We start from the raw sequence: 13,488 nt of genomic DNA on the forward strand, positions 1-13,488 counted from the left end.
TATTAATTATTACAATATATCATCTATTTGCCTGTATTGTTAATTATATTTTACCCATATAATAGTAAAAATTATTCTTTAATATATGACAAATTTAGGTACATATATATTGTGAAACATCATGAGGCAGTAATCATCACTCATTCCTGACGTATAATCCGCCACACCTCTGTAAATTCCCTCTTTTTTCACAATATCTAAATAGAGATCCGGCATTTTATCAGGATATTTGGAAAAATAATTAAATACCTGTTCCAGCACAAATTTTGCCTTATTCCTTTCAGACTTTAATATATCTCCTTTATATATCCTTTTAAACATAAAGTTCCTCAGAACATAGAGTGCATCAAATATTTCATCACTTAAAGCTACCTGAACTATTCCATTGTCAATATTTTTTAAAGTAGTATATATACAGTCCTTTACCAGAGTGTCTATTCTACTGCTGTTAGTACGCCCCAACACCCTGGTAGCAATAAAAGGTATATCTTTTTCCTCCAGCAGTCCGGCCCTTATAGAATCATCTATATCATGATTCACATAGGCTATTTTGTCACTGTATCTAACTACTTGACCCTCCAAAGTGGAAGCCTTGGATTCACTTGAAAATCCACTATGATACAATATTCCATTCAGAACTTCCCCTGTCAGATTGAGACCTTTTCCCTGCTTCTCTATTTTTGTAAGCACTCGTATACTGTTTTCATTGTGTTTAAATCCTTCCGGTAGAAGTTTATTTAAAAGCTCCTCGCCGCTGTGAGCAAAAGCTACATGTCCAATATCATGACCCATGGCTATTGCCTCTATCAAATCCTCATTTAGACCTATGCCCTTGCCTATTGTTTTCGCTATTTGATTTACTTCAAGTGTATGGGTAAGTCTTGTTCTATAATGATCCCCCGGTGTTTTTATATAAACCTGAGTTTTATGTTTCAACCTTCTAAAAGATTTGCTGTGTATTATTCTGTCTCTATCCATCATATAATCAGTTCTGATATCATCCTTTTTTTCTTGCACATTCCTCCCCATGGTTTTAACGGAAAAAGCTGCCTGAGGTATTAATATCAGCCTTTCTTTTTCTTCTATTTTTTCCCTCACCTTCATATGATCACCTCATGAATCTATTCTATTTTATTTTTTCAAACTCCTTTTTAATGAAAATGTATAATATGAAGAAATTTTTAATATTATTATAGAGAAAGAACTTTTAAGGAGTTTTATATGGATTTATTATCTGAGGAAAACGTAAAAAAATACGTACTGCCTTATTATAATATGAACAATGCAAGTATTACCAGAATCAAATTTAAAGATACGGATAAACAAAGGGCTGTCTATAAAATAGATTATCTAGACAAAAGCTATTGTTTGAAAAAAGTGTATTTTGACGAGGGCAATCTGCTCTTTGTGTATTCGGCCATAGAATGGCTTTTCAGGAATGGAATCAGAGTTCCCAGAATATTGCCCACAATCTACAGAGAACGATTTGTAAAATACAATGAAATGCTCTTTATAATGACTCCCTGGATAATCGGTACAAAATGCGATTACGACAATATTGAACACCTATTTCAGGCAATTTTTAACTTATCCCAGATGCACAGTGTGAGCAAAAATTTTATTTCAATTGAGGGAAGCACTAAAAGAGCAAATTTTGAAAATATATATATGTCCTTTGATAAACACTTCAGACAGATTCTAAATTGTTCAAATTTGGCTTTTAGGTATAAAGATAAATTTTCCAACTTATTTCTACAATATTTTGATGTCAATTCAATGCTGGCTGAAATATCAACTAAAATATCCTCCGCCATTGACTACAAAAACTTAAGCACTTGCCTATGCCATCTGGATTATGTAAATAAGAACATAATATTTGATGAAGAAAACAAGATATGGGTGATTGATTTTGATAAATGCAGCATGGACTACTGTGCCCACGACATATCCTATTTTTTAAGGAGATTTTTAAAAAGGAATACCACCAACTGGCAGCTTGATACCACCATATCCTGCCTGGAGCTGTATGAAAAAAATTTTCCACTGACTTTGGATGACCATAAATACATTATATCTTATCTGTCTTTCCCTCAAAAGTTTTGGAAAATATCCAGGGATTATTACAACAACATATTAAAATGCAACCATAATTCTTTTTTTTACTTATTGAAAAAATCTTCCAACAGCTGCATTCATCAGCTTCAATTTATAATAGGTCTTGGAAGATATGTAGAAAGAAAGTTCAATGTCACTTTCTTATAGAACAAATTCCGCAGTGATTTTACATCAAAACTGACCTTCCCATTTTTGTGGAAAGGCCGGTTTTACGCTTTTTTGTTAAAAAGCTGCTCACTTGATCTATTTTCTTGGATTTCTCACCTGAGCCTGAGCTGCAGCCAATCTTGCTGCAGGCACTCTATCGGTTCTAATTTCCATTTTTCTTATGTCATCAGCCCAGCTCATGAAGGTGCCGAAATACCCGGATATTTCAGGAGATACCGTCTTTATAGGTCCCCCATATACATTCCCGGTACTTCCGTCTATTGATATGTAATCCCCTTCCTTATAGACTTTACCTGCTCCCGTAAAACTCTTTGTCTTTTCATTTAGTATCAAATCACTGCATCCAGCTACACAGCAGATTCCAATTTCCCTGGCTGCAACCGCTGCATGGGAAGTCATTCTACCTCTTATTGTAAGTATTCCTTCTGAAATTTCCATACCTTCTATATCTTCAGGTGATGTCTCAAGTTTTACAAGTATCACTTTTTCCCCCTGATCATGATGTCTTTTAGCATCCTCTGATGTAAAGTATATCCTCCCGCAAGCGGCTCCAGAAGATGCCGGAAGTCCTTTTGCTATTATAATTGCTTTTTTTAGCTCATCACTATGGAAACTTGGATAAAGCAGTGTATCCAGCTGTTTAGGCTCAACCTTCAAAATGGCCTCCTCTTTGTTTATAAGACCCTCTTCTACCATATCCACAGCCATCTTAAGTGCCGATTGTACCGTTCTCTTTCCATTTCTGGTCTGAAGAAAATACAATTTCCCCTGCTCTATGGTAAATTCCATATCCTGCATATCTTTATAGTGAGCCTCCAGTTTCTGAGCTATATCAATAAATTGAGAATAACATTCCGGAAGATTTTCTTTTAACTTGATTATGGGCTGTGGTGTCCTTATGCCTGCAACTACATCTTCTCCCTGTGCATTTATAAGATATTCACCAAATATGGACTTTTCTCCTGTAGCAGGATTCCTGGTAAATGCAACACCGGTACCTGAAGTTTCCCCCATATTTCCAAATACCATAGATTGTACGTTTACAGCAGTACCCCAATTACCTGGAATGCCATTCAATCTCCTATACTCCATAGCCCTAGGATTGTCCCAAGATTTAAATACAGCAGTAATAGATTGAATAAGCTGTTCTCCTGAATCCTGGGGAAAGTGGCTACTTGTCTCATTACTATAGATTTTTTTAAATTTTTCGATTATTTGTTTCAGCTCTGATGCATCTAATTCAGTATCATATTCGGCCCCTTTTGCATCTTTGGCATCATCCAGCACGTCTTCAAACTTTCTCTTCTCAATTCCCATGACTACATCTGAAAACATTTGAATGAATCTTCTGTAGGAATCATAGGCAAATCTTTCATTTCCAGTCAATCTGCTTAACCCTTTAACCGTATCATCGTTCAGTCCTACATTGAGGATGGTATCCATCATCCCGGGCATGGAAACCCTGGCTCCTGATCTTACGGAAACCAATAATGGATTTTTTACATTTCCAAATTTTTTGCCTGTCTTGCCCTCTATTTTTTCAAGGGCAGTATAAATTTGATCTACAATGATTTCAGGCATTACCTTCCCATCTTCATAATATTTAATACAAGCTTCTGTGGATATGGTAAATCCACTGGGAACAGGTATGCCAAGATTTGTCATCTCTGCTAGATTGGCTCCTTTTCCACCAAGCAAATCTCTCATCCCGGCATTTCCCTCATTAAAAAGATAAATATACTTTCTATGATCCATACAAGACACATCCCTTCCTCTATAAAATTTCACATATCTGCATGTGTCAGCCAGGCGGATTGCTTTGTTTATCAATTTATTTATTCTCCCCTATTTTTACAAAAAGCCTTGTTATATTTGTCTTTGAAACTTTACCTATGATTTTAAGAACTTCATTGTTTAATTTGTCTCTGCATTTTTCCACTACCGGAAGACTATCTACTTCATGTTCCATAATCTTTTTAGCTGCCATGTAGGCAACCTCATCCTTTTCAACAAATATTATATTGGGCATTCTAGTCATTATTATTCCCACCGGTATTTTATGCATATCAGTACTTCCTATAGCTACCTTTAAAAAATCTTTTCTGGAAACAGCACCTATGAGAATTCCCTTATTCTCTATAAACAAGGTGCCGACATCATTTAAAAACAAGTACACTATAGCATCATAAACAGTAGTATTTTCATCCACCACCACTGGTTTTGACATTATATCACTTACTTTTATATTCATGATATAGTCATATACCAAGCTATGGGAAGGTTTCCTGGAATATATATATCCAACTTTAGGTTTGGCCTCCAATATGCCAGTCATGGTGAGTATGGCCAGATCCGGCCTCAATGCCGCTCTTGTAACATTTAATTTGGATGCAAGCTGCTCACTTGTTATTGGCGCCTGATCCTTTACCAATTCTATTATTTTTTCTTGTCTTGGTGATAATTTAATGATGCACACCCTCTCTCTTTACAGCAGCTCAATAAATTCTACAGATTTTACCAAGAGGAATCCAATATCAGCCCACAACTTATAATTACAAAATCATTATACCACATATATGCGAATAGTAATAATTACATACTATTCGCATATATGTCTTAAATGTCACTGCAATATAACTTTATTTTTTATCCTTATCTACATTTTCATCATGTCCTTCTTCATCATCTTCTACATCATCAAATTTAACAGTATATTTATAAGTATGTTTACTCTGCTCATCATTCTTATTGTGCTTAAATCTGTCCTTAACCGATGAAGCTGCATCAAATACCTTATCTTTCATTTCACTTACAGTGCTTTTCATTCCGCCTTTTATAATCTTATTCACTACTTCCACAGTTCCATCATCTTTGGTTATCTCTATAGTCACCTGGGTGATCACTGCAGTCAATATGCCTATAGCTATAAGCGGAGGCCATATGAGAGCTGTTAAAGTTGCAGCTATACCTGCATTGACTGGAATATCAACTACTACTTTTTCACCCTTTTTTATCTTTATTCTGTTTACATTTCCCTTGTTTACCAGGTCCTTCAACCATTCCAAAAATTCATCTTTTGTAGTATATAAACTGTCCTTGGCTGATTTCTTGTTCTGCTCTATATATATAAGAGCATCAACTAAATTGCCTTCAGAAACCTCTAATGCTTCTTTTGCTTCAGAGTAATCAACTCCTGTTCTCTCTCGTATGATGTCGATTTTTTCCAATGTTATCTCACTCATTTTTTTCTCTCCTTTTAGATTTTATTTTTCTCAAAATTTTCAAGATACCTCAAAGTATCAAGACTTTTAGGCTTCCTAAAATAATTTTGGGAAATAACCAGGTTCAAAACCTTATAAAGTTCTTTCTTTACTCTATCAGACAATGCAACTTTATATACATTTTCAAGAGAAGTTTTTGATAAATACTTAAGTGCGCTGCCGGTAGCATAATCTATATGCATGCCGTTGACCTTCTCACATTTATCACAGACTCCCCCTGAATATTGAAAACTGAAATAATTAAATGACGTAATTTTCTTTCTGCACATGCAGCAGTAGTCAAAGTTGAATCCATATCCGGTGGCCTGCAAAATTTTCAATTCAAATGATCTGGCCAAAATTTCAATGTCCACTGCATGACTTCTTATAAGATAAAATGCAGCAACCAGCTGCTTAAACACATCTTCACTTTCTTCACCATCATTCATAGCTATATCCACAAGTTCACAAAAATAAGAAGCATAAGTTAAATCATTCAGATCATCCAATAGATCTTGAAAGGAATCTATTAAAATACTTTCATTTATCACATATAAACTTTTCCCCTTATATAAAACATAATCTCCATAACAAAATTGAAGTGTAGTTGAAAACAGCGAGTTCCTGCTCTTTTTCGCCCCTCTGGCTATGGTAGATACTTTTCCCAGCTTTTCAGTAAAAAGCCAGACTAACTTGTCAGATTCCTTTATATCCTGAGTTTTTATTATTACAGCTCTAGTTTTAAATATGGCCAGATAATCATCTCCCTGCCTATAATTATATTATATCCTTTTTTAAATTAGGAAAACATTTTTCATGGGCAAACTCCACCTGAATCCAAAAATCAACTTATATTTTATATCCCAATTCCTTCAACAGCCTGTCATTATCTCTCCACTCTTTTCTGACTTTCACCCAGACCTGAAGATACACCCTGGAATCTAAAAATTTTTCAATATCCATTCTGGCATAAGAGGATATTTTCTTCAGCATGGATCCATTTTTGCCTATTATTATTCCCTTATGTGATTCTTTTTCACAAAGTATATTTGCTTCTATATTATATATTCCCTTGGAATCTTTTCTCATAAAAATTATTTCAATGGCTATGCCATGGGGAACTTCCTTTGAAAGAAGCCTGAGAGCCTTTTCCCTTATGATCTCGGCCACTATAAATTTTTCCTGTTTATCAGTAATTGCATCATCAGGGTAATATTTAGGTCCTTCTGGCATATACTTTACCATAAGATCCAACAATTCATCAGTATTTTTCTTTTTCAATGCGGACACGGGTACTATTTCCTGAAAATTAAAAAATTCAGAATAATTCTTTAAAGTTTCCGCTGTCCTGGAAGCAGGGTTTTCGTCTATTTTATTCAACACCAGAAATACAGGAACCTGGGCCTCTCTTATATTTTCCAATATATATCTGTCTCCACCTCCAATGTCATCCTGGGGAGTAGTTAAAAAAAGTACTAAATCCACATCCTTGATAGAATCCTCCGCAGACTTCACCATATAATTACCAAGTTTATCTTTGGGTTTATGAATGCCAGGAGTATCCACAAAAATCAGTTGAAAATTATCTTGCGTCAAAATAGTATTTATATTGTTCCTGGTAGTCTGTGGCTTACAGGATACAATAGATAACTTTTCACCTATTATGGTATTTAACAATGTGGATTTTCCCACATTGGGCCTTCCTATTATAGTAATAAATCCCGATTTGAACATAGCTCTTCTCCTTATTTATCCAAATATTGTAAATAGCAGTACTGTTATCAAAATACCGAATACTGCTCCAAAAAACACCTCTGTAATAGAATGGGCTTCTGAATCCACCCTGCTCTGAGCCACTATAAAAGCCATGAGATAGCTTAACATAACTACCGCCAGCTCCCCTGTTATCAAGGCTATGATAGTTGCTATGGAAAAAGCTATGGCACTATGGCCGCTTGGCATTCCTCCTTTAAGAGGCGTACCTTCTCCAAAAATAGCTTTTATAATTATAGTGGTTATACACACAATTGCAAGTATTATAAATATCGTGTAGGGATTTGAACTCTTAACTTTTTTTATAACAGTAAAATTCATGTATTTTAACTTATCCCAAAATACTATATATCCCACTATTACAGCATTTACAGCTGAAACCAGAACTCCACCGGCAGCTACATTTTTAGCTATTTTGGCCAGAGGATGGTAGTAATTGGTGGTAGCATCTATGGCAAATTCCACTGCTGTATTAAAAAGCTCCGCCATAATAACTATGGTTATAGTCATTACAACAGCTAGAATTTCCATCTTACTCAAGTCATAAAAGAAACACATAATAAGTACTAAAACAGCTGCTACCATATGTATTTTCATATTTTTTTGTGTCCTGACAGAATATATTATACCTTCAATTGCATAATTGAAACTATCCAGTAATTTTTTAACTTTCATCGTACAGCCACCACCATATTTAAACTTTTGAGCTCCAATCCTAGAGTTTAAATTTCTGCAATATCTCCTCTTCCCTGCTCCTCATAATTTTTTTATCCTCATCTTTCATATGATCATATCCCAGGAGGTGAAGAAGTGAATGTACCGTCAAATAGCATACCTCCCTTAAAAAGGAATGACCAAATTCCCTGCTCTGTTCTTCTGCTTTTTCAAGAGAAATAGCTATGTCTCCCAATATCAGTTTTCCCCCGTCCATATCCTCAGGCTGGAACTCGTAATCCATATATACATCTTTAAATACCTTTCCCGGAGGATATTCCAGCATAGGGAAGGACAATACATCTGTTATCTTGTCTATATTCCTATTTTCACTATTTATATCTCTTATACAGTCATTATCTACAAAAATAATGCTTACTTCACAGGGTAAATTCACCTTTTCTTCTCTCAAGGCATGTTCTATGACCTCTTTAATGCTGTACTCCAGTTCTTCTGTAATTTTCACTAAATTCTGTCTGTTATCTAAAAAAATCACTTTTTATCCTCCTGTTTCAATTTATCCATGACTTTATCGGAAAATTTATCCGAGGGATATTCTATCCTATGATGATATATTCCCACTAAAACCCTGAAAAATTCATTTTTTATCACGCTTATTTCCTTCAAGGTCAAATCACAATTATCAAGTTGTCCATTGTCCAGTCTATCCTTCACTATATTGTCCACCATCCCCTTGATTTTACCCTTGTCAGCATCGCCAATAGACCTCACTGCAGCTTCAACACCATCAGCCAGCATTATTATACCTGCTTCCTTAGTCTCCGGTATAGGACCTGGATATCTGAACTCATCTTCGTCTACATTCTCCGGGTCCTTGCTCAAATTTTTCATGGTCACATAAAAATATTTTACGAGAGATGTCCCATGATGCTGTTCTATAATGTCTTTTATTATTTTAGGCAGTTTGTATTCATCTGCCATTTCAGCTCCATCCTTAACATGGGATATTATTATGAGAGTACTGAGATTAGGAGTTAATTTATCGTGGGGATTATCCTTTCCCAATTGATTCTCTTTAAAAAAATAAGGCCTTTTTATTTTCCCTATATCATGGTAATATGCTGAAACTCTAGCCAAAAGTGAATTTCCTCCAACTTTCTCTGCTGCTACTTCTGCCAAATTTCCCACCAGTATACTGTGATGATAAGTACCCGGTGCTTCCATTAGAAGTCTTTTTAAAAGGGGATTATTGGGGTTTGAAAGTTCCAAAAGCTTTATAGTTGTAACTATGTTAAATAAGCCTTCAAATAATGGCAGCATACCTATAACCAGTACTCCTGAAATTATACTGGCAACTCCAGCAAACATTCCTTTTTTAAGTACATCCAATATATTATTGCTGAGTAAAAATCCCATGGAAAAGGTAAGTATGCCATTTATAACGAGCATGTATAGAGAGGCAAACAATATATCGTTTCTCTGCTGCATTTTTCTAAGTACAATGGCTCCTGCTACTGCATTTACAAAAGACACTACGGTTATATCAGGTCCAAATTCCACTGCCGCACTTATAAAAACACAATTTAATGCATTTATGGTCAAAGAAATCTTGTCATTTAAAAGCAGAGTCATTATCATAGGTGCAAATGCCAGAGGTATTAAAAATGGCGAGGCCAGATCAATGGTTCTGGATAAAAGTACGCTCAAACAGGTGATGGTGTTTATCATTACAAGCATTTTAACATCTTTATAGATTTTTCTATGATATCTGTACAAATAGATCCACTGAATTGCCAGTACCAGAAGAACCAATAATGCCAGTGGAAAATATATGTGCCACTGAAAATAGGGTACATTATTCAAAAGTCCCAAATCTTTCAGTATATTTATCTGATATTTGGTTACAGGCTCCCCTTCTTTAACTATAGTCTGATCTTTTTTTATCATGACAGGCAGTACTTTTTTTTCTGCTTCTTTTCTAAGTTCCTCGGTTTTTTCCCTGTCATAAAAAAAATTAGGTGAAATTTGAGAAAATCCCAAATCAGTAGCCAATTGTATTAAGTTCTTATCCAGATTGGAAGTACTTACTTTAAGCAGTATGCTCTGCTGGGCCTTTTTAATGTCCCCTCCATTGTCATTCTGGCTGTTGTCACTTATATTGTTGTTATCATACATATCCGCCAAAGCCTTCTGCAAAAAACTCTGGAGCTGTTTCAATTCGTCTTTGTTAAGTGCTATTATAGCCCAATAATCATCATCACTTAAATTTATATTACTTTCACTTTTTAGCTTCTTCAGTTTATCCTGCTGCTCCAATTGGGAGTCCCCAATCTGAACTGCTTTAGAAAAGAAATCATTTATTCTGTCTAAGCTCTCTGTTTTGACTTCAGTTTTTTTATTATATTGAAGGGGAACGGCATTCACTGCCTGCTGTATTTTGGTCTGTGTTGACAGTTCATCTTTAATTTCTCTAGGTGCCTTTATATCAACTTTTGCTATGTCACCTTCCGCCAAATTGTATTTTTTAGCAGTAAGGCCCGATATCAACAGAGAATAAATAAGTATAAAACTTATAATAAAAACAAGTATTCTACTAGTTTTTTTCTTCAAAAAAATCTTCTTTAACCATGTTTTTTTCAATTAAAATCACCCTTTGTTTTTACTACTACCCTGCTAAAGTTTACTTTTGTTTTATTGCTGTCCTTTATTGACCACTTCATCTGAAACAGCTATATTTTCCTCCGCCTTAACCTGAACTTTCACTTTATAAGAGGACTGCCCGGGTTCATACGTTATCACCTTATCCACTATTTTTATAGATTTATCCAAATTGGAACATATATTTTTATAAAGTTTTTCACCTGTATTTTTTACTATTGTCTGGGCGTCACCCTTTACTACAGTTTTTTTAACTTCAAAATAAGTTTCTCTTCCAAAAATAAATTTACTTTCCTCTATTTTATCATATTTATCAAACTTATTATTATCTTTTTTTAAATATAGCTTTTGGCCTCCAAAATTAATGTAGTAATTGTTTATTTTTTTACCTGTTCTGATATTTTTTACATCATCTATTTTCACGGATGTACTGTCCTCATACAGTGTACTGCATATAACATATCCTGTGGCGTGTACACTATAGGTTGAACCTTCATGGCCCTGTTCACCTTTTACAAGCAGCTGTCCTTTTTTCACTTCATCTCCGATTTTCACAACAGGCGTACCCAGGGTGGTATACACTCTAAGCACCCTGCCATCTTTTTTAGCTACCAGATTACAGACTGTATTGTCTTTGGCTATATCCGGCGGTGACTTTTTCTCAACTGCATTTATGTTCAGTTCAGATCCCTGAAGTCTCACTTTGGCCCACATTATATCCTCATTATCTTTCATAAGATCCTGCTCTATTTTATATACATCTATCTTGCTTTTACTGGTTCCAGGTCCTACCCCATAAGCTTTTAACTCCTGTCTTATTATATAGGGAGGAACTCCTTCATCAGACTCTATTTTTACACTCCATATAAATGTGGACAAATAATATATTATTGCAACAAACAAAATCACTCCAGCTGCCAAAGTCATTTTTCTCTTTAATTTAATTATTAAAAACGTAATTCCCTTTCTTTTAATTATCTTTATCCTGGTTTCAGTTCTTCTGGCTATATTTTCCACCTTGTCATAATCTTTCAGGTTTATTTCCATGGTCATGGTGGTAATACTTCTCTTTTTTATATTCTTTATACATATATCATTTTTCCACATAAGATTAATAAATTTTTCAGGTATAAGTGATTGTATTTCAATTAAAATTACTCCATTTCTATATTTTCTGAAAATGGATCTGTCAGTTTCCCTCATAGACTATGGATTTAAATTTTCCTCCTATAGTTATAGTGCTTCCACCTATAAAAAGCACTTCAAATTTACTTCCGTATATTGATATCAATCCTATACCTGAATTAATTTTTACCTGACTGTCGTCAAACAATATAATACCATTATGATTCTCTATTACTATTTCATTATCCCCCATTATTTTAATTTGAGGCATATTCAAAATTATATCTCTTGGTAAATCCAGTTTATCTGCAATATTCTGTTTTGTGTCATACATTTTGTTTTTCACAATATCACCTCTAAGAATTTATATCCTGATTTACAAATTTACATTCCTAAATATATAGATATAATTATTAACTCACCTCTATTAATTTATGAAATACATGGATGATAAATTACTTAAAGCAGTGAACTATTAGATTTTTTGATATAAAAAAGGTTGAGACACGTCTCAACCTTTTTACTATTTATTTAAATATTTTTTTACTATTTGACTTACCAATTTGCCATCTGCCCTGCCTCTTGTTTTAGGCATTACAGCTGCCATAACCTTTTTCATGTCTCGTATACTCTGTGCACCCACTTCATTAACTGCTTTCCGAACAATTTCGGAAATGTCCTCTTTATTTAACTGTTGAGGAAGGTATTTCAACAAAATCTCTATTTCAGATTTTGCTTTATCTACTAAATCCTGTCTCTTGCCCTTTTCAAATTCAAGTATAGATTCACGTCTCTGTTTTACTTCTTTTGATATTATATCTATGATCTTTTCATCATCGTCAAGTTTTTTTCCATCAGATTTTTCCACTAATAAAATAGCGGCCTTTACCATGCTTATAGTACCTGCCTTAAGTTTATCACCTGACTTCAAAGCCTGCTTCCAGTCCTCTTGTAATCTTTCCTTAAGAGACATATTACCTGGTACCCTCTTTCAAAGAATTCTATTTAAACTTTCTCTTTCTTGCAGCTTCTGATTTTTTCTTTCTCTTTACGCTTGGTTTTTCATAATGCTCTCTTTTTCTAACTTCCGAAAGAACACCAGCTCTAGCACATTTTCTTTTGAATCTTCTCAATGCACTTTCTATAGTTTCATTTTCTCCAACTTTTATTTCTGACATATTATCTCCCTCCCTCCGCTAGCTCAATCTAATTTAAAAATTAAATACAGTTAACATGGGTCAAATAGCACATAGCAATTATACAATAAATCTTTGGAAGCTGTCAACAATTTCATATATGGCTACCCACTATTATTCTGATGAATTCAGCATATGAAACACAGCGAGACATTTTAGCCCGGCGGCCATTTAAATGGTCTTCCACCCAATAGATGAAAATGAATATGAGGTACTGTCTGACCCGCTTCTTCACCACAGTTAGTCACAATTCTATAACCTGTTTCTACCAGATCAAGCTTCTCTGCAATCTGCTTTGCAACCAAATATATGTGAGCAATAATATTGGAATCTTCCTCAGTAAGATCATTTATACTCTCTATATGCTTTTTGGGTATTATGAGTACATGCACCGGAGCAGCCGGTTCTATATCCTTAAAGCTCAATACCATATCATCTTCATATACTTTTTCGGATGGTATTTCACCTTTTACTATTTTGCAAAAAATGCATTCCTCCATAATAATCACCTCCTTAAG

Annotated in this window: 14 protein-coding genes and 1 pseudogene; 1 reads left to right on the plus strand and 14 read right to left on the minus strand. The window is 34.5% G+C overall.

The features are described from left to right. Positions 1-78: 78 nt before the first annotated feature. Complete coding sequence (locus CLLU_RS10385) at positions 79-1,104, minus strand: deoxyguanosinetriphosphate triphosphohydrolase (protein ID WP_106009683.1); 1,026 nt, start codon at positions 1,102-1,104, stop codon at positions 79-81. Between the two features lie 117 nt (positions 1,105-1,221). On the opposite strand from CLLU_RS10385, the gene CLLU_RS10390 reads away from it, so the two are divergent. Next, positions 1,222-2,262 carry a CotS family spore coat protein gene (locus CLLU_RS10390; protein WP_106009685.1) on the plus strand — a complete coding sequence of 347 codons (1,041 nt, stop codon included), beginning with the start codon at positions 1,222-1,224 and terminating at the stop codon, positions 2,260-2,262. Positions 2,263-2,418: 156 nt separating this feature from the next. Here the strand turns inward: CLLU_RS10390 and CLLU_RS10395 are convergent. From CLLU_RS10395 to CLLU_RS10455, 13 genes and pseudogenes are all read right to left on the minus strand, one after another. Next, a pseudogene (locus tag CLLU_RS10395) lies at positions 2,419-4,038 on the minus strand (pyruvate, phosphate dikinase); the annotation flags it as partial. Positions 4,039-4,114: 76 nt separating this feature from the next. Next, complete coding sequence (ccpN, locus tag CLLU_RS10400; protein WP_106009686.1) at positions 4,115-4,759, minus strand: transcriptional regulator CcpN; 645 nt, start codon at positions 4,757-4,759, stop codon at positions 4,115-4,117. A gap of 163 nt (positions 4,760-4,922) precedes the next feature. Beyond that, complete coding sequence (locus CLLU_RS10405) at positions 4,923-5,525, minus strand: DUF4342 domain-containing protein (RefSeq protein ID WP_106009688.1); 603 nt, start codon at positions 5,523-5,525, stop codon at positions 4,923-4,925. Between the two features lie 14 nt (positions 5,526-5,539). Beyond that, positions 5,540-6,298 (minus strand): DNA repair protein RecO, encoded by a 759-nt coding sequence (gene recO / locus CLLU_RS10410; protein WP_106009690.1) that lies wholly within the window; start codon positions 6,296-6,298, stop codon positions 5,540-5,542. Positions 6,299-6,392: 94 nt separating this feature from the next. Further along, the gene (era, locus tag CLLU_RS10415; protein WP_106009691.1) at positions 6,393-7,277 is read right to left on the minus strand and encodes a GTPase Era; all 885 of its coding nucleotides are present in this window, start codon (positions 7,275-7,277) and stop codon (positions 6,393-6,395) included. Positions 7,278-7,292: 15 nt separating this feature from the next. Then, positions 7,293-7,991, minus strand: coding sequence for a diacylglycerol kinase (locus CLLU_RS10420; RefSeq protein WP_106009692.1), 699 nt, complete (start codon positions 7,989-7,991; stop codon positions 7,293-7,295). A gap of 40 nt (positions 7,992-8,031) precedes the next feature. After that, positions 8,032-8,526 carry an rRNA maturation RNase YbeY gene (gene ybeY, locus CLLU_RS10425; protein WP_106009693.1) on the minus strand — a complete coding sequence of 165 codons (495 nt, stop codon included), beginning with the start codon at positions 8,524-8,526 and terminating at the stop codon, positions 8,032-8,034. Further along, the gene (locus CLLU_RS10430) at positions 8,523-10,631 is read right to left on the minus strand and encodes an HD family phosphohydrolase (RefSeq protein WP_106009695.1); all 2,109 of its coding nucleotides are present in this window, start codon (positions 10,629-10,631) and stop codon (positions 8,523-8,525) included. Before CLLU_RS10430 ends, ybeY begins: the two co-directional genes overlap by 4 nt. A 51-nt stretch (positions 10,632-10,682) precedes the next feature. Next, the gene (gene yqfD / locus CLLU_RS10435; protein ID WP_106009697.1) at positions 10,683-11,852 is read right to left on the minus strand and encodes a sporulation protein YqfD; all 1,170 of its coding nucleotides are present in this window, start codon (positions 11,850-11,852) and stop codon (positions 10,683-10,685) included. Next, positions 11,839-12,120 carry a sporulation protein YqfC gene (gene yqfC, locus CLLU_RS10440; RefSeq protein ID WP_106009698.1) on the minus strand — a complete coding sequence of 94 codons (282 nt, stop codon included), beginning with the start codon at positions 12,118-12,120 and terminating at the stop codon, positions 11,839-11,841. The genes yqfD and yqfC overlap by 14 nt, the downstream gene beginning before the upstream one ends. Positions 12,121-12,297: 177 nt before the next feature. Then, complete coding sequence (locus CLLU_RS10445) at positions 12,298-12,747, minus strand: GatB/YqeY domain-containing protein (RefSeq protein WP_106009700.1); 450 nt, start codon at positions 12,745-12,747, stop codon at positions 12,298-12,300. A 28-nt stretch (positions 12,748-12,775) separates the two neighbouring features. Further along, on the minus strand, positions 12,776-12,952 hold the full coding sequence (rpsU, locus tag CLLU_RS10450; RefSeq protein WP_007061146.1) for a 30S ribosomal protein S21: 177 nt from the start codon (positions 12,950-12,952) through the stop codon (positions 12,776-12,778). Between the two features lie 173 nt (positions 12,953-13,125). Beyond that, positions 13,126-13,470 carry a histidine triad nucleotide-binding protein gene (locus tag CLLU_RS10455; RefSeq protein ID WP_106009702.1) on the minus strand — a complete coding sequence of 115 codons (345 nt, stop codon included), beginning with the start codon at positions 13,468-13,470 and terminating at the stop codon, positions 13,126-13,128. Positions 13,471-13,488 lie beyond the last annotated feature (18 nt).

The organism is Clostridium luticellarii, from assembly GCF_002995845.1.
Taxonomy (GTDB): domain Bacteria; phylum Bacillota; class Clostridia; order Clostridiales; family Clostridiaceae; genus Clostridium_B; species Clostridium_B luticellarii.